Raw genomic sequence first — 25874 nt, forward strand, 5'->3', positions numbered from 1 at the left:
GGTCCGTCTCGGCGGCCGTGTCGGCCGCGCGCGGGGTCGGTTCGTTCAAGTCTCTGGCATCCTGCGCCACGTAAACCGCGCGGCGCACCCCCGAGCGTCGGGATATCCGGCCAAGGGGCGGGCGCGCGCCGCGGTCCGGGCGGGAACCGCCCTCTGCTGCAACGCCCTGCATATGCGCCCGGATGGGGCGGAACGCAACCGCAAACGCGTGGATTGCGTGTGCGGGGTCACGGATTTATGCCCCTTCCATGGCCCTTCCCCTGCTTCTCCTGCCCGGATTGCTCTGTGATGCGCGGCTGTGGCGCGATGCGCTGCCCCCCCTCGCGGACATGGTGGAACCGCGCATCGCGGACCTCACGCGCTCCGACAACCTGGCCGGCATGGCGCGGGATGCGCTGGCGCTGGTGAATGACGCGCCGCGCTTCGCGGTCGCCGGCCTCTCCATGGGGGGCTATGTGGCGCTGGAGATCATGCGCCAGGCATCGGCGCGGGTGACGCAGCTGGCCTTGTTCGACACCTCGGCCCGCCCCGACACGCAAGAGCAGACCGAACGCCGGCGCGGCCTGCTCAGCCTCAGCCGCCAGGGGCAGTTCCGGGGGGTGACGCCGCGCCTGCTGCCCTTGCTGATCCATCCCTCGCGCCAGGGCACGCCGCTCGCGCAGGAGGTGATGGACATGGCCGAGCGCGTGGGCAGCGAGGCCTTCCTGCGCCAGCAGAACGCCATCATGCATCGGCCGGATTCACGGCCGGACCTGGGGGGCATCCGCGTGCCCACCCTGGTCGCCTGCGGCGCGGAGGATGCGCTGACGCCGCCCGAACTGCATGACGAGATGGCGGCGATGATCCCTGGGGCGAAACTCGTGCGCTTCGCGGGCTCCGGCCATCTGCCCACCATGGAGGTGCCTGACGCCGCCGGTCAGGCCCTGCGGGATTGGCTCACTCCGGCACGCAGCGGGTGACATCCGTCTGGGCGCGCGCCGTCTGCGGCCGCGTGCCGGGCGGGCAGGGTTGCTGGGCGCGGCTGGGCGCCGGCAAACCGCGGTCCCAACCCCGCGCATCCTGGCCGGGGCGGCAGCGGCCGCCGCGCTGGGGCGTTCCGCCATTGGGGCAGAGGAAGGCGCGGGCGGCCTCGAGAGCGGCCGCGCTGGGTTGGCGGCGCTGGGCCTCGGCGGGGGCGGCGGCCAGCAGCAGGGCCAGCGCCAGTGCCCACCTCACAGCCCGAGCGCGTCGAGCGGGATCGCCTCCACCTCGGCGCCGCGCGGCAGGGCAGGGGCGTGGGGCGCGCGGATGACGAGCGCCTGCGCGCCGGCCAGCACCCGCAGCATGGAACTGTCCTGGCGCGCGGCGGGGTGGGCCTCGGGCGCGCCATCGGGGCCGGGGCGCAGCTCGGCGCGCAGATAATCCTCGCGCTGGTCGTTGGCGGGCAGGTCCACGCCCAGGCGGTAGCGCTGCGCGGGCAGGGCGAAGCCCACGCGCCCTTGCAGCGCCGCCAGCAGCGGCAGCAGGAAGAGCACCCCGCAGACGAAGGCCGAAACAGGGTTGCCCGGCAGCCCCAGCACCGCCGGGCCGCCCGCGCGCCGACCATGAAACAGCGGCTTGCCCGGCCGCATGGCGATGCGCCAGAAGTCGAGCGAGAAGCCCGCGCCCTCCAGCACCTCGCGCACCAGATCATGCTCGCCCACGCTGGCGCCGCCGCTGGTGACCAGCACATCGAGGCCCGCCGCACTTTCTACCAGGGAAGCGATGGCCGCGCGGTCATCGGGGGCGACGGGCAGGATGGAGGGCTCGCCCCCCGCCGCCCGCACCATGGCGGCGATGGCGAAGCTGTTGGAGGAATAGATGCTGGCCGGGCGCGGCGGCTCGCCGGGCAGCATGATCTCGTCGCCGGTGGCGAGGATGCCGATGCGCGGGCGCCGGCGCACGGTGAGGAAGGCATGGTTGCCGGCGGCGGCCAGGCCCACATCGCGCGCCGTCAGCCGATGGCCGGCGGGCAGCAGCGTGTCGCCCTCGGCGAAGTCGAGGCCGCGCCGGCGCACCCAGCGGCCGGGGGTCACGCTGTCGGTAGCGGTGACGAGGCCATCTTCGGCGCGCGCATCCTCTTGCAGCAGGATGCCGTCCGCCCCCTCGGGGATATAGGCGCCGGTGAAGATGCGAACGGCCTCGCCCGGGTTCAGCGCGGCGCCATAGGGCTGGCCCGCCGGCGCCTGGCCCACCACCCGCAGCGCCTGGCCGGCATTGGCTTCGGCGGCGCGCACGGCATAGCCATCCATCGCCGAGAGATCGGCCGGTGGCTGGGTCACGCGGGAGAGCACGGGCGCGGCCAGCACGCGGCCCCAAGCATCGGTCAGCGCCACCGTCTCGGCCGCGACGGGGGTCACACGCGCCAGGATGCGCGCCCGTGCCTCGGCCACCGAGATCATGCGGGGGTTTCCGAGAAGGTGCCGGACTTGCCGCCCTCCTTGTGGACCACGCGCAGCGCCTCGATCCGCATGCCGCGATCCACCGCCTTCACCATGTCGTAGATGGTCAGCGCCGCGACGGAGGCCGCGGTCAGCGCCTCCATCTCCACCCCGGTGCGGCCGGTCAGCGAAACCATGGCCTCCACCTCGATGGCATCCGGCGGCTGGATGTTGAATTCCACCGCCACCTTGCTGATCAGCAGCGGGTGGCAGAGCGGGATCAGCTCATGGGTGCGCTTGGCGGCCATGATGCCGGCGACGCGGGCCACGCCCAGCACATCGCCCTTGCCGGCGCGACCTTCCTGGATCAGCGCCAGGGTCTCGGGCCGCATCACGATCCGGGCGCGGGCACGGGCCACGCGGGCCGTCTCGGCCTTGGCCGAGACGTCCACCATGGCGGCCTGGCCCGCCGCGTCGAAATGGGTGAGGCCGCTCATCCGCGCTCCCTCAGGGGCCGATCAGCGCGCGGGTCGCGGCCGTCACGTCGGGCTGGCGCATCAGGTGCTCGCCCACCAGGATGCAGTTGGCGCCGGCGGCGGCCATGCGCTTCACATCGGCGGCGGTGCGGATGCCGGATTCCGCCACGGGAATGCGGTCGGGCGGGATCATGGGGATGAGCGTCTCGCTGGTGCCGAGGTCGGTCACCAGGGTCCGCAGGTTGCGGTTGTTCACCCCGATCAGGCGCGTGCGCAGGCCCAGCGCGCGTTCCAGCTCCGGCGCGTCATGCACCTCGACCAGCACGGCCATGTCCAGCGAATGGGCGATGGCTTCCAGCTCGACCGCCATCTCGTCGGTGAGGGCGGCCATGATGAGCAGGATGGCATCCGCCCCCATGGCGCGGGCCTCATGCACCTGGAAGGGATGGATCATGAAGTCCTTCCGCAGCACCGGCAGGGTGCAGGCGGCGCGGGCGGCCTTGAGATGGGCGGGGCTGCCCTGGAAATGCGGCCCATCCGTCAGGACGGACAGGCAGGAGGCACCGCCCGCGGCATAGGCCTTCGCCAGTTCGGCGGGCTCGAAGGGGTCGCGGATCAGCCCGCCCGAGGGCGAGGCGCGCTTCACCTCCGCGATCAGCCCGGTGCGGCCCTCGGCCACCGCGCTGCACAGCGCGCCCACGAAGTCGCGGGGGGCTCGGCGTGGCGGGCGGCGCGCTCCATCTCGGCCACGGAAGTGTCGGCCATGCGGGCGGCCACCTCCTCCGCCTTGTCGGCCAGGATGCGGATGAGGACGTCAGGCGTGGAGTTCGTGTCCATGATGCTCAGGCCAACTCGGGTTCGGTGGGGGCGGTGGCGCGGATGAGGCGGTCCAGTGTCGCACGCGCGCGGCCTTCGTCCAGGCAGGCGGCGGCCATCGCCGCGCCCTCCCGAAGATCGGCCGCCCGGCCCGCCACGACAAGGGCCGCTCCCGCATTGAGGCGCACCACGTCGCGATAGGCGCCCGGCGCCCCTTCCAGCACGGCGCGGAGTGCCGCCGCGTTCTCGGCCGGGTCGCCGCCGCGCAGGGCCTCGGGTGGCGCTTCGTCCAGGCCGGCATCCGCGGGGCTGACGGTGAACTCGCGGAAATGGCCCTGGTCCAGCTCGACGACATGCGTGGGGCCCGACAGCGCGATCTCGTCCAGACCTTGGCCATGCACCACCCAGGCGCGCTCGGTGCCGAGCCGTGCCAGGGCCTCGGCCATGGGGCGCAGCCAGGCGGTGCTGAAGGCGCCCGTCATCTGGCGCTTCACCCGGCCCGGATTGGCCAGCGGCCCCAGCAGGTTGAAGATGGTGCGCGTGCCCAGCTCCGCCCGCGCGCCGCCGGCATGGCGAAGTGCCGCATGGTGGCGGGGGGCCAGCAGGAAGCAGATGCCCGCCTCGGCCAGCACGCGCGGCAGGCGGGGCAGGGGCACGTCGAGGTTCACGCCGAGTGCGGCCAGCGCATCCGCGGCCCCCGATTTCGAGGAGAGCGCCCGGTTGCCATGCTTGGCCACCGGCACGCCGCAGCCCGCCACGACGATGGCGCTGGCGGTGGAGATGTTCAGGCTGCCGGAGGCATCGCCGCCCGTGCCCACCACATCAATGGCATCGGGCGGGACTTCCACCGGGATCATGTGGGCGCGCATGGCGCGCACGGCGCCGGTCAGTTCCGCCACCGTCTCGCCGCGCACGCGCATGGCCATGAGCATGCCCGCGATCTGCGCGGGCGTGGCCTCGCCGGCCATGATGACGCCGAAGGCGGCCTCGGCTTCGGATTCCGCGAGGCGGGCACCTTCGGCCAGGCGCGCCAGCACGGGCTTGAGCCCGTTCATGGCCGCGTGGCCCGGGCCCGCTGGCCCGCCGATGGGTCGTGCATGAAAGCCTGTCCTCCGCCCATTCGTCGCGTCATGGCCGCCGGCCATGCTGGCGCGCCCCCGCGCGGTTCTTCGCGCGGGCGGGGCAGAGGGTCAAGGGATGGGGGTCAAGGGATGGGGGCGGCGTCAGATGTCCGCCATCTCTCCGGCGGCGAGGGATTGCAGCATGCCCATGTCCAGGATGCGCAGCTTCTGCCCGCCCGGCTCCGCGATCCAGCCGGCGCGCTTGAAGGCCGTAAAGGTTCGGCTGACGGTCTCGAGCGTAAGGCCCAGGAAATCGCCGATATCGCCGCGGGTCATGGGCATCGGCAGATCGGCCTGGGCGAGGCCGCGGCGACGATGCGCCTCGGAAAGCCCGAGCAGGAAGGCCGCCACGCGCGATTCCGCCGAACGGCGGGCGACGGTGACGAGGTGTTCCTGCGTCGCCGCCAGTTCGCCCAGGCACATGTCCAGCACGCGGCGCTCCATCAAGGGATAGCGACGCAGCAATGTGTCGAGACGCCCGCGCTCGATGCGGCAGAACTGGCCTGGGGTCAGCAGCTCAGCGTCGAAAGGATAGGTGGGGCCGGCGGTGTAGCCCACCAGATCGCCACGGAAGCGGAAGCCCACCACCTGCTGACGCCCGTCCGGCAGCAGGCGGCTGAGCTTCACGGTGCCCTCCAGCACGCTGTAGCTGCGCGTGGCGGTGTCACCCTCGCGGAACAGCACGCTCTTGGCCGGCAGGCAGTGGCGGTCGCTGTCGTGGGAGATCTCATCCAGCGCCGAGGCGTCCAGCGGATGGCAGATGCCGAAGCGCTTGCTGGCGCAGCCGAGGCAAGGGTCCTGGGTGCGAGGTTCGCTTCCCGACCAGCGCGCTGAGTCCAATGGATTCACGAAACACAGCCTCCCACACCGAGGGGGAGCATAAGTCAAAGCTTACCTGAGTTTCAACCTGAGCGAATGCGCGGGCTGTCAACAAGAATTGGCATGGCTGGGGCGCCGGCCCGCCCCGGCAAGCCAGGCGCGGCGCCCCTTGCACGGCTCAGGTGCCGGTCATGGTCAGGCCGCCCGGGTTGATGGTGACCGTGCCCGGCCCGCCCACGGTCACGTTCTGCGCAAGCGGCGACCAGGTCAGCGCATTGCCGCCCGAGGAGGCGTCGAACAGCCCCACATGGGTGAAGGTGCCGGCCGCGCCGGTGAAGGTGAAGCGCACCAGTTCGGCATTCTGCTGGTTGCCGGTACCGGTGAAGGTGACGCGCTGGCGGGCGTAGCCATTGCCCACCGGCTCACCCGCCAGCCCGGCGGCCACGCTGCCGCCGCTGCCCAGCGCCAGGAACACCTGGTTGGGCAGGACGGGCAGGCGGCCGCAGAGGGCACGGGCGAGGATGTTGCGGCCGTGGTCGGTCAGCGAGCTCATATGGGGAGATCCTCATGCGGGAGGTTGGAAGAAGCGGGGGGAATGCGGCGCTCAGGCATCTGCCGCGTCATGGAAGCGCGACGGCAGCGGCTTGCCCGCCGCGTCCAGCTCGCCTGGCGCCTCGCGGATGGCGCGATAGAGATCCGCCACCGAGATGGTGAAGTGGTCCGGCAGGGCGTCCGCCTCGAAGCGGAAAGGGATGTGGTGCAACGGCGCGCGCCCGGCACGGCGGGCGTCTTCGTCCAGGTAGCCGTGCAGCTGCGCCTCCGTGACGCGCGCGCCGCAATCCATCTGGATATGGGTGATGCGCCAATATGAGGCCGTGACACCGGTCTGCGGCAGTTCGATGGGTTGAAGCAGGGCCATGAGATTCTCCTGTGGGGGGGGATGGATGGTGTCAGACGCTGACCTCGACGCTCATGATCCGCGCCACCCAGCGGATGGTCTTGTTCGCCTCGCCGGTGACGGTGAAGTCCGGGCCGCCGAAGCTGGTGTCGGCAGACACCGTCAGCCGCCAGTTGGCCGCCCCCGCGTCGCGCAATCCGGGCGCGAAGGGTGTTCCCGCCACGATGGAAGCCAGCGCGGGCGCGGTCGTCGTGGTTTGGCCACCCACGAAGGACGTGGCTGCCGCGTTGGCGCCGCGCTTGACCAGGAGGTTGACCTCCCATGAGGCACAGTCGCCCACGGTGCCGGCGCTGCCCCCGGTCTGCTGCGCGACCACCAGGGCCTTGATGCGATAGGTGGCGTTGTTCGGCAGGTTGGCCGAGTTTACCCCGGTGGCTGCCGACGCGTTGGCTGTGACGCGAGCAGGCACGGCGTCAGTAGTGAGCTGACGCAAGACATGTTCGCCCGCCTGTGCGTCACCTTCACTCGAAAAGCGTCCCGACGCCCAAGCGCCTCGGCCGAGGATGTTTCGCGTGTTGGCCCGTTCACCACCCGGAACCCACGCGCCAGCACTTCCGGTCTGATTGGTGTTGCCCCCTCCAATGCTCGAATTGGTCCCTGTCGCGGCATTGGATATGCCGCCAGCCACCACCGAATTGGTGCCCGATGCGGTGTTGTTGGACCCGCCGCTGATGGTGCTGTTGGCGCCGGATGCCACCTGCGCGGCGGCCGTCCGGGACACCTGCAGGTCCACGGATTGCGCGCCGCGCGCATTGCCGCCCGTGGTGGCCCCGTCGGGAAACTGCGCCAACAGGGCGCCGCTGCCCTTGGCCTGGCCCACGACGACATCGATGTTCGCGTCCGCGCCAGACGCGATCCATCCGACGCGCCCCGGCGTTCCGGTCGGCCCGCCCTGCGCCTGCATGCGGTTGATGCTGCCGCTGGGCGTCAGGACCTCCAGGCCATGGCTTCCCGGGGCGGCGCCAAGGCTGACCGATGTGCCGTCCGCTCTGAGCACCTCGACGCCGGCCCTGCTCACCGCAAGCACGCCTGGTGTGGGCATCGAGAGGCCCGTGCCTGCCTCGCCCACGGCGATGCCCGGTCTCGCGGTTTCGCCCGCGGGCCCCAGCACACCGACCGAACCATTGGTTCCGGCGTTGAACAAGGGGCCCATGACCGCCGTCTGGAGCAGAGGATTGCTGCCGAGATTCACGCGGTTGGGCACGCCGGTCGTGGCGTTCACCAGGTGGATGGCCGAGGCGCCATTGGCGCGCAGGTTGAAGTTCACGACGCGCAGCGCGCCGATGTCGAGGCGGTTGGAATGCTGCTCGAGGCGGATCGCGTTGTCCTCCGCGTCATCCACGCGCAGGTTCGCGATCTGGATGCGGCTCGAATTGGCATTGAGCATGATGCCGACCGAGCCGGGCAGCGGCGCGCCGGCCGCGTTGAAGAGCTCGCACTGCACGGTCATGCTGTCGATCTGACCGTCGGTGCCGTTCGCCTCGACCAGCACGCCGTGGCGCACGAAATCGGCATAGGCCTGGCCGATCGAGAATTTCTGCGTGAAGCCCGCGGCCGAGCTGGAGAAGCGGAACATCGTCCGGTAGCCGAGGACGAAGGACTGGTCGATGAAGATGCCGTCCACGCGGCGGAAGATCATCGCGTCGCCATTGTTCTGCTGCCAGCGCACCACGTTGTTGTTCGCCGACCAGAAGGGCCAGAAGTGGATGTTCATCAGCCGCGCGGTGTCGAAGGATTCGTCGATCTCGATGCCGGCGGTGAAGACCTGGCCCCGGATGCGCCTGAGGTCGGCGCGGCCGGAATTGCGGATGAAGATGCCGCGGTTGATGCCCGAGAGCAGGATGTTGTCGAAGTCCACGCCGCCCAGGCAGTTCTCGACGCGGAAGAACCAGTCATAGGCGGTGGGGGCCCAGGAGGCGTCCTGCGCCGCGCTGTGCGTCTGGCGCACGGCGAGGTTCACGACGGCCGAGCCGCGTGCGGCCGTCGTGCTGAAGGTGAAAGGCGTGAAGTTCGTCTGGTCCACCGTGAGCCAGGTGCCCGCGCCGGGGCTCCCGCCCTCGTTGAAACCCTGTCCCACCAGGCGGATGGCACCGCTGTTCACGACGATGGCCGAGGCGAGGCGATAGGTGCGCGCACCGAGGTTCACCACGCCGCCCGCGCTGCCGAGCGCATTGATGGCGGCCTGGATGGCGGGCGCGTCGTTCGCCACGCCATTGCCCACCGCGCCGAAGTCGCGCACGTCCACGCCGCGGTCGGTCAGCAGCTGGCGGCGAAGCTGACCCATCGTGGCGCGGCGGGTGGTGTTGGGGCTGGGCTGGACGAGCGCGGTGATATCCGCGTCGTTGAGGGTCGTGGCTGCGGGCAGCTCACTGATCTTGAGGTCGGGCATGGGGCTCCGTCCGGGCTGGGGCGCTTGGGGGAAGGGCGGCGGCGGTGGCTCAGCCCTGGGCGATGGCCGATCCGTCCTCCTGGAGCAGCTTCACGCCGGCCTCGGTGAGGATCAGCCGCAGGTCGGGCAGGATGTTGAAGCTGGAGGAGATGGCGGCCACGCCGCTGTCGCCGGCGTCCTCGACACGAAGCCGGTAGCCGGTGCCGACGGGCGGCGTGGGCAGGGTGGTGGTGGCGAAGCCCTGCGACACGTCCACCAGCTGCGCGGGGGGACAAGCTGCCCCTGCGCGTCACGGATCGAGACGACCACCTGGCTGATGGGGCCCACCACCTGCGCCGAGACCGGGATGGAGGTGCCCGCGATCAGCCCCGCCAGCAGGGGTGCCAGGATGATGGTGGTGACCACCGCGCTCGCCTGCTGCACGAACTGGAAGGACTTGGCGACGGTGCGCGTCAGGGCGATCGGCGCCACCGCGCCGTCGAGGTTCACACCCGTCCCGATGACGGCGTTGCTGCGGACCGGCAGGATGGAGAGCGCGTCCGAGGCCTGGGCGATGATCACGTCGCCCACCCGCAGCTGCGTGCGGGCGGGGGCGAAGTAACCCACGGTCGTGATCTGGTCGCGCGTGTCGGTGCTGCGGTAGTGCCACAGGCTGAAGCTCTGCGACTGGAAGACGGGGGTGAGGGCGGTGGGCGCGAAGGGCATGGGCGTGCATCTCCTCCCGCGCGGGGGGCGCGGTGCTGGGGCGTCGGGCGGGGAATGGGGGATGCCATGCGGGCGCAATTCGCCCCTTGGCCTGGCCGAAATAGAATGAATTCCTGCCGCAGTCAAGGAATATATTCAGGTATGGACGCCGCCCATCCCTTGTTGCATGAGCGAGGGCGCCCCAGCCGGAGACATGGTCCATGCGCCGCATCCTCCTTGCCGCCGTCGCCGCCCTGGCCCTCGCCGCGCTGCCGGGCGCACCGGCCCCCGCCCAGCAGCAGGTGGTGAACGTCTACAACTGGACCGACTACATCGACCCCGCCGTGATCGAGCGTTTCACGGCCGAGACCGGCATTCGCGTACGCTACGATGTCTTCGACACGCTGGAAGCGTTGGAAGGAAAGTTGTCCGCGGGCCGCTCCGGCTATGACGTCATCGTCCCCACCGCCGAGCCCACCTTTGCCCGCCTGCTGCGTGCGGGCGCGCTGCGGCCGCTCGACATGGCGCGCATTCCCAACGCGGCGAACCTCGACCCGGCGCTGATGGCCCGCGTGGCGAATGTGGACCCGGGCAACCGGCACGGGCTGATCTACCTCTGGGGCAGCATCGGGCTGGGCATGAATGCCGAGCGCATCCGCGCACTGGCCCCCGACGCGCCGCTGGACAGCCTTGCCCTGCTGCTTGACCCGCGGCATGCGCGCCGCATCGCCCCCTGCGGCATCGCGGTGATGGACAGTGCGGGCGACGTGCTGCCCAGCGTGCTGCGCCATCTGGGCTTCAGCCCCGACAGCGTGGCGCCGGCCGAGCTGGAGGCCGCCCAGCGCGCGCTTCTCGCCATCCGCCCCTACTTGCGCTCCATCCCCTCGCCGCCCGCGCTGCTGGAGGCGCTGGCGGCCGGCGAGATCTGCCTGGCCTTCGCCTTCTCGGGCGATGTGATCCAGGCCGCGGGCCGCGCGGCGGAGACCAACCGCGGGCACACCATCACCTATGTCGCTCCGCGCGAGGGCGCCCAGCTCTGGTTCGACGTGATGGCGATCCCGGCCGACGCGCCAAACCCTGAGGCCGCCCACGCCTTCATCAACTTCGTGCTGCAACCCGATGTGATGGCCGCCATCACCACCCAGGTGGGCTATCCCAACGCGGTGCCGGGCAGCCTGCCCCTGCTGGCGGCCGAGATCCGCGAGGACAGCTCCGTCTATCCCGACACCGCCACGCTGGCCGCCAGCTTCGTGGCCGGCACCCCCGCCGCGGCGGGGGAACGTGCCCGTGCCCGCGTCTGGGCCCGCTTCCGCGCGGGGCGCTGACGCCCTGCTGCGCCTGGAGGACGTGACCCGCCGCTTCGGTGCGGCGGTGGCGCTGGATGCGCTCAGCCTCGAGGTGGGGGCGGGGGAATTCGTGGCGCTGCTGGGCGGCTCGGGTTCGGGCAAGTCCACGCTGCTGCGGCTGGTGGCGGGGTTCGACCGGCCCGATGCGGGGCGCATCCATCTGGACGGCCAGGACATCACCGCCCTGCCGCCGCAGGCGCGCGATGTCGCGATGATGTTCCAGTCCTATGCGCTGTTCCCGCACATGGATGTGGCGGCGAACATCGCCTACGGGCTGCGCCGCGCCGGCATGGATGCGCGTGACATCGGCGCCCGCGTGGCCGAACTGGTGGGGCTGCTGCGGCTGGAAGGGCTGGAGCGCCGCCGGCCCTCCCAGCTTTCGGGCGGGCAGCAGCAGCGCGTGGCGTTGGCCCGCGCCCTGGCCCGCCGCCCCGCCTTGGTGCTGCTGGACGAACCCCTGGCCGCGCTGGATGCCGGGCTGCGCGAACGCACCGGGCTGGAACTGCGCGCCCTGCAACGTCGCACGGGCGCCAGCTTCGTGATGGTGACGCATGATCAGGCCGAGGCCCTGGCCCTGGCCGACCGCGTGGCGCTGCTCGATGCCGGGCGCATCGCCCAGTTCGACACGCCGCGCGCGCTGTATGAACGCCCGGCCACGCGGGCGGTGGCGCGCTTCCTGGGCGCCGCGAACATCCTGGAGGCGGGGGGCTCCGTGCCGCTCGACGCCGCGACACCCGCGCCCGCCTATGCGCTGCGGCCCGAGCGCATCGCCCTGCTGCCGGCCGCCCCCGTCCGCAACGGCACCGAGGCCCTGGTGGAGGAGGTCGCCTTCCGCGGCGCGGATACCCTGGTCCTGGCGCGCGCGCCGGGCGGGCTGTCGCTGCGCGTGGTGCTGGTGGCCGGCCAGGCCGCGCCCGAACCGGGCCAGCGCGTGGCTTTGGGCTGGGAGGCGTCCGCCCTGGCGCCGCTTTCCGCGTGATGCGCGCGGCGGGCTGGCTGGCGCTGGGGGTGCTGGTGGCCGCGCCCTTGTTGATCGTGCTGGCCATGGGCTTCAGCACCGCCACCTCTGGCGTGCCGCCGGTGATCCCGCCCTGGGGTGCCTCGGGCTGGCAGGGCAGCCTGGAGGCCTGGGGGTTGGTGCTGTCCGATCCCTTCTATCGTGACGCGCTGTGGCAGTCGCTGCGGCTTGCCTTCCTCACGGCCACGCTCTGCCTGGTGCTGGGCTTCGGCATGGCCATGGGCATCGCGGCCGTCCCACCCGCGCGGCAATTCACCTGGCTCGCACTCGTGCTGCTGCCCTTCTGGACGGGCTTCCTGCTGCGGGTCTCGGCCTGGGTGGGGCTGCTGCGGGATTCGGGCTGGGTGAACGGCATGCTGATGAAGCTCGGGCTGATCGAGGCGCCGCTGCGGATGCTCCACACCGAGGGCGCGATGATCCTCGGCATGGTCCATGCCTATCTGCCCTTCGCCGTGCTGCCCCTCTACGCCAGCCTCGCGCGGCGCGACCTGACGCTGGAGGAGGCGGCGGCCGACCTCGGCGCCGGGCGGTGGCGGGTGCTGTTCACCATCACGCTGCCCTTGGCCGCCCCCGCGCTGGCGGCCGCCTTTCTGCTGGTGTTCATCCCCGCCGCCGGCGAGGTGGTGATCCCGGAACTGCTGGGCGGGCCGGAGGCGCTGCTGGTGGGGCGCGCCATCTGGCAGGAATTCTTCCAGACCCTCGACTGGCCCGTGGCGGCCGCCCTGGCCACCGCGCTGCTGGCCCTGCTGCTGCTGCCCCTGGCCGCCTTCCAGCGGTTGGCGGCGCGATGAGGCGCGCGGCCCTCTTTCTCGGCCTGTTCTTCCTCTGGGCGCCCATCGCGCTGATGGTGGGTTATGCCTTCTCGGATGGTCGCACGCCCTACATCTGGGGCGGCTTTTCCCTCCGCTGGTTCCATGCCCTGGCCGCGAATGAACGGCTGCTGGAGGCCGCCTGGCTTTCGCTGCGGATCGCCGCCGCCGCCGCCACGCTGGCCACGCTGCTGGGCCTGGTGCTCGGCTGGGTGCTGGCGCGGCATGGGCCGTTTCGCGGGCGCCCGCTGTTTGGCGCCCTGGCGGGTGCGCCGCTGGTGCTGCCCGAGGTGGTGATGGGCCTTGCCTTCCTGCTGCTCATCGTGGGCTTGCAGGGGCTGACGGGCTGGCCCGCCCAGCGTGGGGCCATGACCGTCTGGCTCGCGCATTCGGCGCTCGGCATGGCCTTCGTCGCGGTGCTGGTGCAGGCGCGCCTGGCCGCGCTCGACCCGCGGCTGGAGGAGGCGGCGGCGGATCTGGGTGCGGGGCCCTTCACCATCTTCCGCACCATCACCCTGCCGCTCATCACGCCCTCGCTGCTGGCGGGGTGGGGGCTGGCCTTCACCTTGTCCCTGGATGATGTGGTCCTGGCGAGCTTCGTCTCCGGCCCCGGCGCCACGACCCTGCCGGTCTATCTCTTCTCCGCCTTGCGGCTGGGCCTGACGCCCGAGGCCAATGCGCTGGCCAGCCTGCTCCTGGGGGCGGCCGCGGCGTTGCTTCTGGCCTTTGCCATCGCCGCCAAGGGGTGGGCGCGGGTTGAAACCCCTCCGTCACGGGAATAGGGTCCGCGTCCTGGAGCCTGATCGGCTTTGGCGGGCACGCCAAAACCGTGAATCAGCTCCACGCCAGGACCTGGACGGATATGAACCTCACCGCCGATCGTCTCGACCGCATCTCGCCCTCCCAGACCATCACCATCACCGGCAAGGCCCGCGCGCTGAAGGCGGCCGGCAAGGATGTGATCAGCCTCTCGGTGGGCGAGCCCGATTTCGACACCCCCGCAACATCAAGGACGCGGCCATCGCGGCCATCGAGCGCGGCGAGACGAAATACACCGACGTGGCCGGCACCATGGCGCTGCGGCAGGCGGTGGCGCGGAAGTTCAAGCGCGACAGCGGCATCGAGTACTCGCCCGAGGAGATCATCGTCACCACCGGCGGCAAGCAGGTGATCTTCAACGCGCTGCTGGCCACCATCAACCCGGGCGACGAGGCCATCATCCCCACCCCCTGCTGGGTGAGCTATCCGGACATCGTGGCACTGGCCGAGGGCACGCCCGTCTTCGTCCCCTGCGGGCAGAATTCCGGCTTCAAGATGTCGGCCGAGCAGCTGGAAGCGGCGATCACGCCCAAGACCAAGTGGCTGATCATCAACAACCCCTGCAACCCCACGGGCGCGGCCTACAGCGCGGAGGAGCTGAAGAAGCTCACCGACGTGCTGCTGCGCCACCCCGATGTGTGGATCTTCACCGACGACATCTATGAGAAGCTGGCTTTCGACGGCTTCAAGCCCGCCACCATCGTGCAGGTGGAACCCCGCCTGCGCGACCGCACCATCACGATGAATGGCTGCTCCAAGGGCTATGCCATGACGGGCTGGCGCATCGGCTTCGCGGGCGCGCCGGTGGCGCTCATCAAGGCCATGGACAAGCTGCAGGGGCAGAGCACGTCGAACACCAGCAGCGTCAGCCAGGCCGCGGCGATCGAGGCGCTGGATGGCCCGCAGGACAGCGTGGCCGCGATGGGCGAGGTGTTCCAGCGCCGCCGCAACCTGGTGGTGGATATGCTGAACCAGGCGCCTGGCCTGCGCTGCGCCAAGCCTGAGGGCGCCTTCTATGTCTTCCCCTCGCTGCATGGCTGCCTGGGCAAGACCTCGGCCGGTGGGCGCAAGATCGAGACCGACGCCGATTTCGTGGAGGCGCTGCTGGAGGAGGAGGGTGTCGCCGCCGTCCACGGCTCGGCCTTCATGTTCCCCGGCCATTTCCGCATCAGCTACGCGACCGATGACGCGACGCTGGTCGAGGCCTGCACGCGCATCCAGCGCTTCTGCAAAGGATTGAAGTGAAGCAGCGCTGACCTGGATGCGGCGGGTCATGCCGCCGCATCCCATTCTCCGCGCGGGTTGCGCGGGCAGGGCCCCTGGCCGAAGCTTCCGGGGCCGGGCGTGTTCCCCGGCCAAGAAGCCCCTCGGAGGAACGTCCATGCCCATCTCCCGCCGCGCCCTCGGCGCTGCCGGTGCCGCGCTGCTTGCTGCCCCGAACCTGGCTATCGCCCAATCCTGGTCGCCCACGCGGCCCGTCCGCCTCGTGGTGGGCTTCCCACCCGGCGGCTCCGGTGACTTCATCGCCCGCACCCTCAGCGAGCCGCTGCGCGAGGCGCTGGGCCAGGCCGTGGTGGTGGACAACCGGCCCGGCGCGGGTTCCAACATCGCCTCAGAAGCCGTGGCGCGGGCCGAGCCCGATGGCCACACCCTGCTTCTGGGCGGCAATTTCAGCCATGCGGTGAACCCGGCCCTCTATGCCCGCATCCCCTTTCATCCGGTGCGCGATTTCACCGCCATCACGCGGCTGACCGACCTGCCCACCATCCTGGCCGTGCGGCCGCAGCTTGGCATCACGACGCTGGCGCAATTGATCGAGCGGGTGCGGGCGGAGCCGGGACGGTGGAACTATGCCACACCGGGCAATGGCACGCCCTCGCACCTGGCGGGCGTCATGCTGGCGAAGGCCGCCAACATCAACCTGACACATGTGCCCTTCCGCGGCGGCGCACCCTCACTCCAGGCCGTGCTCTCGGGCGATGTGGAACTGCTGATCGGCACGCCGCCCGTGGCGCTGCCGCCGGTGCGGGGCGGCCAGCTGCGGGCGCTTTCGCTGACCACGCGCGAGGCCTCGCCCGTCATCGAGGGCATTCCCGGCACCGGCACGGAAGGGCTGCCCGGCTTGAACATCGGCGGGTGGTGGGGGCTCTGGGCGCCGGCCGGCCTGCCCGAACCCATCCGCCAGCGCGTCTTCGAGGCGGCGCGCCGCATCACCGCCGACCCGGGCGTGCGCGAGCGCCTGGCGCGGGAGGGGCTGCAGGGCCTGGCCTCGGAATCGCCCGCCGCCTTCGACGCCTTCATCGCCGAGGAAATCCCCTTCTGGGCGGAGGTGGTCCGCGCCGCCGGCGCGCGGGTGGATTGAGCGCCATGGCCATCACCCCCGGCATCCATCGCTGGCCCGCGCAGGAGAGGGTGCGCCACGGCGCGCCGCTCTCCGAGGCGCTTCCGCCCGAGATCACGGACGCGCGCCGCGTCGTGCTGGTCACCACCCGCTCGCTCGCGGACAGCCGCATTGTCGCCGAGGCCCGCCGCGCCATCGGCTCTGCCTTGGCCGGGACCTTTGCCCGCATGCGCGCCCACAGTCCCATCGAGGATGTGCTGGCGCTGACCGCCCTGCTGGTCGAGACCGACGCCGACCTGGTGGTGGCGGTGGGCGGTGGTTCGGTGGTGGATGGCAGCAAGGTGGCCTGCCAGGGCGTGTGGCGGGGCTTCCGTGCCGTGGCCGATGTGACGGGGGCGGCGGCCGGCCGCGCCGCGCATCCCGGCGCATGGGAGGGGGCGCCCCCGAGACCCCGCATCGTGGCCGTGCCCACCACCCTCTCGGCCGCGGAATTCGCGCCCCATGCGGGTGTGACCGACACGGTGGCCGGCCGGAAATACCGGCTGCTGGAGGCCTGGATGGTGCCACGCAGCGTCATCCTGGACCCCGAGGCGGTGATGGAGACGCCGGCGGAGCTCTTCCTCTCCTCCGGCATCCGGGCGGTGGACCATGGGGCGGAGCGCTGGTGCTCGGCCGCCCCCCAACCCTTCTCGGACGCCGTCTCCTGGCAGGCGTTGCGGATGTTGGCCGAGGGCCTGCTCGCCGTGGCGCGGGACCCGAACGACCGCGCGGCCCGCGCCCTGTGCCAGCAGGCGGCCTGGATGTCGGTGATGGGCGGCTGGGCCGGGGTGCCGGTGGGGGCGAGCCATGGCATCGGCTATATCCTGGGCGGCGCGCGCGGCGTGCCGCACGGCGTCACCTCCTGCCTGATGCTGCCCGCCGTGATGCAGTGGAACGAGGCGGTGAACGGCGTGCGCCAGGGGGAATTGGCGAGGTTGTTCGGCGGCGGGCCCTGCCATGCGGCGCTGCGCGGCTTCATCCGCGGGCTCGGCCTGCCCGTGACGCTGGGCGAGGTCGGCATCACGGAGGCGGACATCCCGGACCTGGCCGGGCGCTGGCTGGGCGACCCGCCCATCGCGACCAACCCCCGGCCGGTGGGCGGGCCCGAAGATGTCGCGGCGATCCTGCGCCTGGCCCTGTAGCCGGCGAGGGTTGCAAAAAAAGGCGGGAAGGTGCATGTCCCGCCTCGTATAGATCTCTGCCCACGATTCAGAAGAGCAGGCGGCGCCCCTCGATGGGCGTTGTCCTGCTTTTGCCGCATGGAGGCCCGCAGTGGCACACACCGCTCTCGAAAAGATCCGGAACATCGGGATCACGGCGCATATTGACGCCGGCAAGACGACCACGACCGAGCGCATCCTGTACTACACGGGAAAGAGCCACAAGATCGGTGAGGTCCATGACGGCAACACCACCACCGACTACATGGCGCAGGAGCGTGAGCGCGGCATCACCATCACCTCCGCGGCCGTGACCGCCGAGTGGAATGGCCACCGCATCAACATCATCGACACCCCCGGCCACATCGATTTCAACATCGAGGTGAACCGCTCGCTGCGCGTGCTCGACGGCGCCATCTTCATCATCGAGGGCGTGGCCGGCGTGCAGCCGCAGTCCGAGACGAACTGGCGCCTGGCGGACCGCTACAACGTCCCGCGCATCATCTTCATCAACAAGCTCGACCGCACCGGCGCCGATTTCTACAAGGCGGCCGCCACGCTGACCGAGAAGCTCGGCATCAACTGGGTCGCGCTGCAGCTGCCCATCGGCATCGAGGACACGCTGAAGGGCGTGGTGGACCTGGTCGAGATGAAGGCCCTGGTGTGGGAAGGCGACGAGCTCGGCGCCAAGTACCATGAGGCGCCGATCCCCGCCGACATGGCCGACCGCGTGGCCGAGTACCGCCAGAAGCTGCTCGACACTGCCGTCGGCATCGATGAGACGGCGATGGAAGAGTATTTCGACAAGGGCGACGTCTCCGTCGAGACGCTGAAGCGCTGCATCAAGAAGGGCACCGTGAGCGGCGAATTCCGCCCCGTGCTCTGTGGCTCCGCCTTCAAGAACAAGGGCGTGCAGCCCCTGCTCGACGCCGTGATCGACTACCTGCCGAGCCCGGTGGACGTGGAAGGCATCAAGGTCGCGCCGGAAGAGGGTCAGGACGAGACGGCCGAGCGCCGCATCATCCCCGTGAAGGAAGACGGCCCCTTCGCCGGCCTCGCCTTCAAGATCATCAACGACAAGTACGGCAACCTGACCTTCGTGCGCGTGTACTCGGGCGTGCTGCGCCAGGGCGACATGGTCATGAACACGACCAAGGGCCACCGCGAGCGCATCGGCCGCATGTTCCAGATGCACGCCGACAAGCGCGAGGAGATCAAGGAAGTCATCGCCGGCGACATCGCGGCCTTCGTGGGGCTGAAGGACACCGGGACCGGTGACACCCTGGCCTCCGCCGAGGACCCGGTGGTGCTGGAGCGCATGGCCTTCCCCGTGCCCGTGATCGACATCTCGGTCGAGCCCAAGACCAAGGAAGCGGTCGAGAAGATGACGCTCGGCCTGCAGAAGCTGGCGGGCGAGGACCCCAGCCTGCGCCTCAAGACCGACCAGGAGACGGGCCAGACCATCCTGTCCGGCATGGGCGAGCTGCACCTCGAGATCATCGTGGACCGCCTGCGCCGCGAATATGGCGTGGAGTGCGACATCGGTGCGCCGCAGGTGGCCTATCGCGAGACCATCACCAAGCCGCACACCGAGGTCTACACCCACAAGAAGCAGTCGGGCGGTTCGGGCCAGTACGCCGAGGTGAAGATCACCTTCGAGCCGCTGGAGCGGAACACGGGCATCGAGTTCGTGAACGCCGTGGTCGGCGGCGCGGTGCCGAAGGAATACATCCCGGCGGTGGACAAGGGCATCAAGGTGCAGGCCGACACCGGCGTGCTGGCCGGCTTCCCGACGGTGGACTTCAAGTTCACCCTCTCGGACGGCAAGTACCATGACGTGGACTCGTCGGCGCTCGCCTTCGAAATCGCCGCCAAGGCCTGCTTCCGCGAAGGCATGAAGAAGGCCGGCCCGGTGATCCTGGAGCCGATCATGGACGTGGAGGTCACCACCCCGCAGGACCATGTGGGCGACGTGGTGGGCGACCTGAACCGCCGCCGCGGCGTCATCCAGTCGCAGGACATGGCCGGCACCTCGGTCATCGTCCGCGCGCATGTGCCGCTGAAGGAGATGTTCGGCTACATCTCCAACCTGCGTGGCATGACGAAGGGCCGTGCGTCCTTCTCCATGCAGTTCCACCACTACGACCCCGTGCCGCGCAATGTGGCGGACGAGATCATGAAGGCCGCCGGCTGACGCTGGCGCCTTCAGGCGAACAAGAGAAGGGGCCGGGGGGAGACCTCCGGCCCCTTCCGCATTTCAGCGTTTCAGGAAATGCGTCCCCAGCATATCAATGACCACCACGCCATCGGCCAAGCGGGTGCCGGTGTGGCGCACCATCGCCACACCCATCTCGGGGCGCGAGCGGGAGGCCTTCACGCTCTCCACCACGGAAGCTACCGCCACTTCCTCATCGGGGCGGAGCGGCGCGGGCCATTTCGTGTCTATGCCTGATCCGCCCAGGCTGATCCGCGTCCAGATGCCGCTGCGCATGATCATGCCGAAGCACATGCCCATGGTGTGCAGGCCGGAGGCCACCAGCCCGCCGAACAGGGGCGCGGCGCGCGCCGCCTCGGGGTCGGTGTGGAAGGGCTGGGGGTCGAAGTCGCGCGCATAGGCGATGATCTCGGCCTCGCTCAGCCGGAAGCTGCCATAGTCGAAGCGCTGCCCCGGCGACAATTCATCGAATGACTCCAGCGGCGTGTTCAATGCGCGACCCTCCCTTCGTTCAGCCAGTGGATCAGCAAATAGAGGGCGGCGCCCACCAGGAAGCCCACCAGCGTGCCGTTGATGCGGATGTATTGCAGGTCCTTGCCCACCCGCAGTTCGATCTTGTCGCTGACCTCACGGCTATCCCAGCCGGCCACGACCTGGGCGATGAAGGCGGCCAGTCGGTCCTGGGCGGTGGGGACCAGGCTTGCGAAGGTGGTCTCGATGGCGGCGTTGAGGCGCGCGCGGGCCACCGCATCCTCGGCCAGGAAGGTGCCGGCATTGGCAAAGGAGGCCTCGACCAACGCCACCGTGCGGCCGCTGGGGTTGCGGGCATCGGCCACCAGCGCCTCGCGCAGGCGGCGCCAGACATCGGTCAGCCATTCCGTGACGGTCGGGTGCGCCAGGCCGCGGCGGATGGCGGCCCCAAGGGCAGCGGCGCGCTCGGGTTCGGTCTCCAGGCGCGTGATCTCGGCCTCCAGCCAGGCTTCGAAGGCGGCGCGCAGGTCGGAATCCCCGGGTTCGATGCGCTGGAGTTCGGCGTTTACCGCGGCCAGCACGCGGTCGGCCACATAGGCGCCGGCGGCCCAGCCGACCACGGCGCCGCCCTGGTCGCGCACACGGCGCTTGATGGCTTCGCGCAGGTCGTCATGCTTCGCTTCCAGCAGCACCTTCATCTGGCCCAGCGCCAGGTCGAACACCGCCTGGTGCTGCCCGCCCGCGATCAGAGCCCGCAGCGCGCGGGCGACCAGCGCGGCCCCGCCCGGGCCACCCGCGACGCGCGGCACCAGCCGCATGAGCAGCCGCCGCGCCCGGCCATCCTCCAGCGTGTCCAGCAACCGGGGCAGGGCCTCGGCCAGGGCCTGGGCGGCGGGGCGGGTGTGGGCGGGGTTGGCCAGGAAGGTGCCGATGATGCCCGCGACATCCAGCCGCGCGATCAGCCGCTTCACCTCCGCCTCGGTGAAGACATGGTTCGCCACGAAGCCGCCGAGCGACCGTCCCAGCCGGTCCTTCTGGCGCGGAATGATGGCGGTGTGCGGAATGGGCAGCCCCATGGGCCGGCGGAACAAGGCGGTGACGGCGAACCAGTCGGCCAACCCCCCCACCACGCCGGCCTTGGCCGAGGCCGCCAGCAAATCCGGCCAGAAGCCGGCCGGGAACTGGTAGGCCAGCACCATCAGCACGGCCATCAGCACCAGCAGGAGGGTCGCAAAGGCCCGGTGCCGGGCAAGGGCGCGGCGCAGCTCGTCGTCAGGGGATGCCATGGACGCAGGATAGTCCGGCGCGGGGCGCATTGGCGACGGGGCCCCACGCTGTTATGAGATAACGTGATGCGCTTCCCCCCCAACCCGCTCGACCTCGCCACTGGCATCGCCCCCCGCCTGATCTGGGTGGGCGCGCTGCTGGCGCTGCTGTGGGGCGCGATCTTCTGGGCGATGCGGCCGTGAGGGCCACGCAGGACCTCGCGGTGCGGAACCTGACGGTGACGCATGGGCGGCACCCGGCGGTGCACCATGTCAGCTTCCGGCTCACCCCGGGGCAGAAGATGGCGCTGGTCGGGCCCAACGGTGCGGGAAAATCCTCGCTGCTGCACGCGGTCGCGGGGCTGCACGTCCCGGCCGAGGGCGGCATCGAGGGCGCGGGCCAGGTGGCCCTGCTGCCCCAGGCCTCGGCGCTGGACCGCAGCTTCCCGCTTTCCTGCCGGGATGCCGTGCTGCTGGGCCTGTGGGGCGAGGCGGGGGCTTTCCGCCCCATCGCCAACCCCGGCCGTGTGTCCGACGCGCTGGCGGCCGTGGGGCTGTCGGGCTTTGAGAAGCGGCCGGTGGGCAGCCTTTCGGCCGGGCAGTTCCAGCGCGTGCTCTTCGCGCGGCTGCTGCTGCAGGACGCGCCCGTGATCCTGCTGGACGAACCCTTCAACGCGCTGGACGCCCGCACCGCGGCCGACCTGCTGGAGGTGGTGCGCCGCTGGCATGGCGAGGGGCGAAGCATCCTGGCCGTGCTGCATGACCTCGACCTCGTGCGCCGCGAATTTCCCACCACCTTGCTGCTGGCGCGCGAGGTGGTGGCCTGCGGCCCGACCGAGGAGGTGCTCTCGGCCCAGAACCGCCTGCGCGCGCGGATGATGGCCGAGGCCTGGGCGGACGACGCCGCCCCCTGCGCCCGCGCCGCCTGAGCCGATGATCTGGGCGGGCCCCATCTGGGAGGGCCTCGTCGGCCCCTTCATCGAATTCGGCTTCCTGCGCCGGGCGCTGGTGGGGTGCCTGGCCCTCTCGCTTTCCGCCCCCCCGCTCGGTGTCTTCCTCATGCTGCGGCGCATGAGCCTGACGGGCGATGTGCTGGCCCATGGCATCCTGCCCGGCGTCGCGCTGGGCTTCCTGCTGGCGGGGCTCTCGGTGCCGGCCATGGCGCTGGGGGGCTGGTGGCCGGCCTGGGCATCGCCATCGGGGCGGGGGCCATCTCCCGCGCGACGGGCGGGCGGGAGGATGCGGCGCTGGCCGCGCTCTACCTGGCCGCGCTGGCGGTGGGGGTGGTGATGATCTCCTGGCGCGGCTCCTCCGTGGAACTCACGCATATCCTCTTCGGCTCGGTGCTCGGGGTGGATGATTTGGCGCTGCTGATGATGGGGGGCGCGGCCAGCGCCACCCTTCTTTTCCTGGCCGTGGCCTGGCGGCCGCTGGTGCTGGAATGCTTCGACCCCTCTTTCGCCCGCGCAGTCGGGGTGCGCGGCAGCGCCTGGCATCTGGGGCTGATGGCGCTGGTGGTGGTCAGCCTGGTCGCGGCTTTCCAGGCGGTGGGCACGCTGATGGCGGTGGGACTGATGATGCTGCCCGCCATCGCCGCCCGGCACTGGGCGCGGGGCGTGGGGACCATGGTGCTGGTCTCGGTCGGGGTGGCGCTGGCGGCGACCCTGTCGGGGCTGCTGCTCTCCTTCCACGCCGATGTGCCCAGCGGGCCGGCCATCGTGCTGGCGGCGGCCGCGCTTTGGGCGGTGTCGCTGGTGTTCGGCCCTGTGGAGGGGCTGGCGGCGCGCTGGTGGCCGCGCCGGCACCTGGAGGGGTAGAGGACGCCTACCCCCGGCTGCGCGCCAGCAATTCCCGCACGCGCTCGGCGGCCGCGGCGCCCTTCATGGCATCGCGCCACATGGCCTCCGCCACGCGCTGGTGGACAGCCACGCCCTCTTCCGCCGCGGTGATGCCGGCCACGCCCGCGATGGCGGCGGGCGGGGTGTCGGCCGCGATGGGGGCGGTGACGACATGCGCGCGGTCCCGGCCGCGCAGCACCAGGAAGGACCCGCTGGGAGGGGTGCCGGTGGCGAGGCCGATCTGCAGGCCGATGGGCACGTTCTCCATCAGGCGGGCGAGGTTCTCGGCCTCGTGACGGGCGGCCTCGCGGCAGCGGGTGCGGGTGGCCTCGGGCACATGCAGGCCGGGGGCCACACCCTCCTCCAGGAAGCGCAGCAGGGCCGATTCGCTCAGCACCGCCGTCAGGTTGGGCCGCTTCTGGGCATAGGCCCGCTTGCGCGCGGCCAGCGTGGCGAGCGACTGCTCCACGGCCGCGATCTGCACCAGGCGGTCCGTGCCGGCGGGGATGGCCTGGGTCCAGGCCTCGGCCAGCGCGCCGTCGAAGGCCTCGCCCGTGATGGGCAGGCTGTAGGCCTCGCCCACCAGCAGCATCTGGTCGGCCTGTTCCTCCAGACCGCGCAGACGTTCCTGGAAGGCGCCGGGGCGGGCGAAATACTCGATGCCGATGCCGAGCAGCGACAGGGGCGAGACCTTCAGCAGTTCCGCCAGCCGGCGGATGGTCTCGAGCTTGATGACCTCGCCCTTCTCATAGCGGTAGAGCGCGGCGCGGGAGACCCCGAGGCGCGCCGCGATCTCCTCGGCGCGCATGCCGGATTCCATGCGGTAGGCCCGCAATTGCTGTCCGATGTCCGCGAACTTCATTCCCGCCTGTGCCTCGTCCTGATGCCGTCCGGGGGCGCGCCCATCCGGAGGGGCGAGACCGTGCCGATACTCCCGATCCGGACATCCATGGGTGCTGCGACGCACCATTTTTCAACCCAGGGTCGGTATTCCTTTTAAGATAGCATCGAAGCCGGCGAGAGAAAATGCCGTTTCAGCTAGAATGCCTCAAAAATGGTATGTGGCACGGCGGCCCCGCTTTGCCGCCTGGGCAGATTTCAGCCGCCGGCGATCTGCTCTAAGCTTTGTGTCATGAACGCTTCCCTGCACGAAGCCGCCACGGCCTGGCGGCGGCATCTCCACGCCAACCCCGGACTGACGCTCGACGAGGGCGAAACCGCCGCCTTCGTCGTCGAACAGCTCCGCGCCATGGGTGTCACGGAGATCGAGACGGGGGTGGGCGGGCATGGCGTGGTCGCCACCCTGCGCCGGGCCGGCGGCAACCGCTCGGTCGGGCTGCGGGCCGACATGGACGCCCTGCCCATCCAGGAGCTGGACGAGACGCTGCCCTGGCGCAGCCGCAAGCCCGGCGTGATGCATGCCTGCGGCCATGACGGGCACACCGCCTCGCTGCTCGCCACCGCGGCCCTGCTGCACCAGGACACGGGCTGGAGCGGCACCATCCGCCTCGTCTTCCAGCCGGCCGAGGAAGGGGGCGGGGGCGCGCGCTCCATGATCCAGGACGGGCTGTTCCGGCGCTTTCCGATGGAACGCATCTTCGGCTGGCACAACTGGCCGGGGCTGGAGGCGGGCACCGTTGCCATCCATCCCGGCCCCGTCATGGCCGCGGGCGCCCGGTTCGAGCTGGTCTTCGACGGCCATGCCGGCCACGCCGCGCTGCCGCACATGACGCGCGACCCGGTGCTGGGCATGGGGCACGCCATCGTGGCCTTGCAATCCATCGTCTCGCGCGCGGTGGACCCGGTGAAGTCCGGCGTGGTCAGCATCACCGTGGCCGAGGGCGGCACCGCCACCAACCAGGTGCCCGCCCGCGCCCTGATCCGCGGCACCGCCCGCTGGCTGGACGAGGCGGTGGGCGACCTGATCGAGGCCCGCATGCGCGAGATCGGCCAGGGCATCGCCGCCACCTATGGCCTCACCTGCGAGGTGATGTTCCGCCGCGGCGTGCCCGTCACCATCAACCACGCGGCCGAGGCCGAGACGGCCGCCGCCGCCGCCGCCAGCGTCACCGCCATCCGCCGTGACATGGCGCCCGCCATGACGGGCGAGGATTTCGCTTGGTTCCTGAAGGAGGTGCCCGGCGCCTTCGTCTGGATCGGCAATGGCCCGGCCGACAATGGCCGGGAGTTGCACCACCCCGCCTATGATTTCAACGACGCCATCATCCCCACCGTCGCCAACTACCTGGCGACGGTGGCCAAGCGCGCGCTCACGGAGGGCTGAAGCCCATGTCTGGCATCCATCGCCTGCGGAACTTCGTCCAGTCCATGACCCGGCTGGCGGACCGCTCTCCCTCCGAGGCCGAGTGGCTTGAGGAGGGCGGCGCCCTGCTCAAGGCGCTGATCGCCCATGACGACTGGCTGCCGGAGGATTTGGCCAAGCCCGGCCCCACCTACCGCCAGTATCTGCTGCATTGCGATCCGCTCGAGCGTTTCTCGGTGGTCAGCTTTGTCTGGGGCATCGGCCAGCGCACGCCCATTCACAACCACAAGGTCTGGGGGCTGGTCGGCATGCTGTGGGGGGCCGAGGTCAGCACCACCATGCACCCGGTGCCGGGGCAGCCCATGCGCGCGGGGCAGGTGGACCACCTTTCCCCCGGCGAGGTGGTTGGCGTGGGCAGCGGGGAGGATGACGCGCACTGGGTCACGAACGCCCTGACCGACAGCGCCTCGATCTCCATCCATGTCTATGGCGGCAACATCGGCGCCATCTCCCGCCACACCTTCGACCCCGAGACCAGTGAGGCCAAGCCCTTCATCTCGGGCTACACCAACACGGTGGTGCCGAATCTGTGGGACCGTTCGGCCGAGCCGGCCGTGATGAGCTGACG

At 70.9% G+C, this 25874-nt stretch carries 27 protein-coding genes and 1 pseudogene; 14 read left to right on the forward strand and 14 right to left on the reverse strand.

What is annotated here, in order from left to right; translation table 11 throughout:
- The first annotated feature begins 248 nt into the window (after positions 1-248).
- Positions 249-959, forward strand: a complete 711-nt coding sequence (locus tag ICW72_RS17615; RefSeq protein WP_191083889.1) for an alpha/beta fold hydrolase — start codon at positions 249-251, stop codon at positions 957-959.
- On the opposite strand, the gene ICW72_RS17620 is transcribed toward ICW72_RS17615, so the two are convergent.
- The 11 genes from ICW72_RS17620 to ICW72_RS17665 all read right to left on the reverse strand — a co-directional run bounded on the left by ICW72_RS17620 (position 937) and on the right by ICW72_RS17665 (position 9683).
- Positions 937-1215, reverse strand: a complete 279-nt coding sequence (locus ICW72_RS17620) for a hypothetical protein (protein WP_191083890.1) — start codon at positions 1213-1215, stop codon at positions 937-939. The two genes, ICW72_RS17615 and ICW72_RS17620, sit on opposite strands and share 23 nt — an antisense overlap.
- A complete protein-coding gene (locus tag ICW72_RS17625; RefSeq protein WP_191083891.1) occupies positions 1212-2420 on the reverse strand; it encodes a molybdopterin molybdotransferase MoeA in 1209 nt (402 codons plus the stop codon). The genes ICW72_RS17620 and ICW72_RS17625 overlap by 4 nt, the downstream gene beginning before the upstream one ends.
- A complete protein-coding gene (gene moaC, locus ICW72_RS17630) occupies positions 2417-2896 on the reverse strand; it encodes a cyclic pyranopterin monophosphate synthase MoaC (RefSeq protein WP_191083892.1) in 480 nt (159 codons plus the stop codon). The genes ICW72_RS17625 and moaC overlap by 4 nt, the downstream gene beginning before the upstream one ends.
- A 10-nt stretch (positions 2897-2906) precedes the next feature.
- Entirely contained in the window at positions 2907-3575 is a 669-nt protein-coding gene (gene trpC / locus ICW72_RS17635) for an indole-3-glycerol phosphate synthase TrpC (protein WP_456300166.1), read from the reverse strand.
- Complete coding sequence (locus tag ICW72_RS21425; RefSeq protein ID WP_456300167.1) at positions 3530-3712, reverse strand: hypothetical protein; 183 nt, start codon at positions 3710-3712, stop codon at positions 3530-3532. The genes trpC and ICW72_RS21425 overlap by 46 nt, the downstream gene beginning before the upstream one ends.
- Positions 3713-3717: 5 nt before the next feature.
- Entirely contained in the window at positions 3718-4746 is a 1029-nt protein-coding gene (gene trpD, locus ICW72_RS17640; RefSeq protein ID WP_191083893.1) for an anthranilate phosphoribosyltransferase, read from the reverse strand.
- A gap of 168 nt (positions 4747-4914) precedes the next feature.
- Positions 4915-5661, reverse strand: a complete 747-nt coding sequence (locus ICW72_RS17645; RefSeq protein ID WP_191083894.1) for a Crp/Fnr family transcriptional regulator — start codon at positions 5659-5661, stop codon at positions 4915-4917.
- A 148-nt stretch (positions 5662-5809) separates the two neighbouring features.
- Positions 5810-6184: a phage tail fiber protein gene (locus tag ICW72_RS17650; RefSeq protein WP_191083895.1), complete on the reverse strand. Its 375-nt coding sequence runs from the start codon at positions 6182-6184 to the stop codon at positions 5810-5812.
- Positions 6185-6235: 51 nt separating this feature from the next.
- Positions 6236-6550 carry a hypothetical protein gene (locus ICW72_RS17655; protein ID WP_191083896.1) on the reverse strand — a complete coding sequence of 105 codons (315 nt, stop codon included), beginning with the start codon at positions 6548-6550 and terminating at the stop codon, positions 6236-6238.
- A gap of 31 nt (positions 6551-6581) precedes the next feature.
- The gene (locus ICW72_RS17660) at positions 6582-8978 is read right to left on the reverse strand and encodes a glycosyl hydrolase family 28-related protein (protein WP_191083897.1); all 2397 of its coding nucleotides are present in this window, start codon (positions 8976-8978) and stop codon (positions 6582-6584) included.
- A gap of 111 nt (positions 8979-9089) precedes the next feature.
- On the reverse strand, positions 9090-9683 hold the full coding sequence (locus tag ICW72_RS17665; protein WP_191083898.1) for a hypothetical protein: 594 nt from the start codon (positions 9681-9683) through the stop codon (positions 9090-9092).
- A gap of 200 nt (positions 9684-9883) precedes the next feature.
- On the opposite strand from ICW72_RS17665, the gene ICW72_RS17670 reads away from it, so the two are divergent.
- The 8 genes and pseudogenes from ICW72_RS17670 (at position 9884) to fusA (ending at position 19388) form a co-directional block, all read left to right on the forward strand.
- Positions 9884-10987, forward strand: coding sequence for an extracellular solute-binding protein (locus ICW72_RS17670; RefSeq protein WP_191083899.1), 1104 nt, complete (start codon positions 9884-9886; stop codon positions 10985-10987).
- 22 nt (positions 10988-11009) lie between these two features.
- Entirely contained in the window at positions 11010-11987 is a 978-nt protein-coding gene (locus tag ICW72_RS17675; RefSeq protein WP_223880663.1) for an ABC transporter ATP-binding protein, read from the forward strand.
- Positions 11987-12817, forward strand: coding sequence for an ABC transporter permease (locus tag ICW72_RS17680; protein WP_191086319.1), 831 nt, complete (start codon positions 11987-11989; stop codon positions 12815-12817). Before ICW72_RS17675 ends, ICW72_RS17680 begins: the two co-directional genes overlap by 1 nt.
- Positions 12814-13617, forward strand: a complete 804-nt coding sequence (locus ICW72_RS17685) for an ABC transporter permease subunit (RefSeq protein ID WP_191083901.1) — start codon at positions 12814-12816, stop codon at positions 13615-13617. The genes ICW72_RS17680 and ICW72_RS17685 overlap by 4 nt, the downstream gene beginning before the upstream one ends.
- Positions 13618-13697: 80 nt before the next feature.
- Positions 13698-14899, forward strand: a pseudogene (locus ICW72_RS17690) (pyridoxal phosphate-dependent aminotransferase).
- A 136-nt stretch (positions 14900-15035) separates the two neighbouring features.
- The gene (locus ICW72_RS17695) at positions 15036-16016 is read left to right on the forward strand and encodes a Bug family tripartite tricarboxylate transporter substrate binding protein (RefSeq protein WP_191083902.1); all 981 of its coding nucleotides are present in this window, start codon (positions 15036-15038) and stop codon (positions 16014-16016) included.
- Between the two features lie 5 nt (positions 16017-16021).
- A complete protein-coding gene (locus ICW72_RS17700) occupies positions 16022-17176 on the forward strand; it encodes an iron-containing alcohol dehydrogenase (protein ID WP_191083903.1) in 1155 nt (384 codons plus the stop codon).
- Between the two features lie 130 nt (positions 17177-17306).
- The gene (gene fusA / locus ICW72_RS17705) at positions 17307-19388 is read left to right on the forward strand and encodes an elongation factor G (RefSeq protein WP_191083904.1); all 2082 of its coding nucleotides are present in this window, start codon (positions 17307-17309) and stop codon (positions 19386-19388) included.
- 63 nt (positions 19389-19451) lie between these two features.
- On the opposite strand, the gene ICW72_RS17710 is transcribed toward fusA, so the two are convergent.
- Positions 19452-19901 (reverse strand): MaoC/PaaZ C-terminal domain-containing protein, encoded by a 450-nt coding sequence (locus tag ICW72_RS17710; protein WP_191083905.1) that lies wholly within the window; start codon positions 19899-19901, stop codon positions 19452-19454.
- Positions 19898-21166, reverse strand: a complete 1269-nt coding sequence (locus tag ICW72_RS17715) for a DUF445 domain-containing protein (protein ID WP_223880664.1) — start codon at positions 21164-21166, stop codon at positions 19898-19900. The genes ICW72_RS17710 and ICW72_RS17715 overlap by 4 nt, the downstream gene beginning before the upstream one ends.
- A 179-nt stretch (positions 21167-21345) precedes the next feature.
- On the opposite strand from ICW72_RS17715, the gene ICW72_RS17720 reads away from it, so the two are divergent.
- From ICW72_RS17720 to ICW72_RS17725, 3 genes are read left to right on the forward strand one after another with little or no spacing between them, the layout of a single operon-like run.
- Complete coding sequence (locus ICW72_RS17720) at positions 21346-22074, forward strand: metal ABC transporter ATP-binding protein (protein ID WP_223880665.1); 729 nt, start codon at positions 21346-21348, stop codon at positions 22072-22074.
- A gap of 4 nt (positions 22075-22078) precedes the next feature.
- On the forward strand, positions 22079-22435 hold the full coding sequence (locus tag ICW72_RS21430; protein WP_456300168.1) for a metal ABC transporter permease: 357 nt from the start codon (positions 22079-22081) through the stop codon (positions 22433-22435).
- Positions 22321-22962: a metal ABC transporter permease gene (locus ICW72_RS17725; protein ID WP_456300169.1), complete on the forward strand. Its 642-nt coding sequence runs from the start codon at positions 22321-22323 to the stop codon at positions 22960-22962. The genes ICW72_RS21430 and ICW72_RS17725 overlap by 115 nt, the downstream gene beginning before the upstream one ends.
- A 7-nt stretch (positions 22963-22969) precedes the next feature.
- Here ICW72_RS17725 and ICW72_RS17730 read toward each other — a convergent pair whose 3' ends face one another.
- Positions 22970-23845, reverse strand: a complete 876-nt coding sequence (locus ICW72_RS17730; protein ID WP_191083907.1) for a helix-turn-helix domain-containing protein — start codon at positions 23843-23845, stop codon at positions 22970-22972.
- A gap of 270 nt (positions 23846-24115) precedes the next feature.
- Here ICW72_RS17730 and ICW72_RS17735 point away from each other — a divergent pair, with 270 nt between their 5' ends.
- Positions 24116-25267: an amidohydrolase gene (locus ICW72_RS17735; protein WP_191083908.1), complete on the forward strand. Its 1152-nt coding sequence runs from the start codon at positions 24116-24118 to the stop codon at positions 25265-25267.
- 5 nt (positions 25268-25272) lie between these two features.
- The gene (locus ICW72_RS17740; protein WP_191083909.1) at positions 25273-25872 is read left to right on the forward strand and encodes a cysteine dioxygenase family protein; all 600 of its coding nucleotides are present in this window, start codon (positions 25273-25275) and stop codon (positions 25870-25872) included.
- The last annotated feature ends 2 nt before the right edge of the window (positions 25873-25874 follow it).

The organism is Roseococcus microcysteis, from assembly GCF_014764365.1.
Taxonomy (GTDB): domain Bacteria; phylum Pseudomonadota; class Alphaproteobacteria; order Acetobacterales; family Acetobacteraceae; genus Roseococcus; species Roseococcus microcysteis.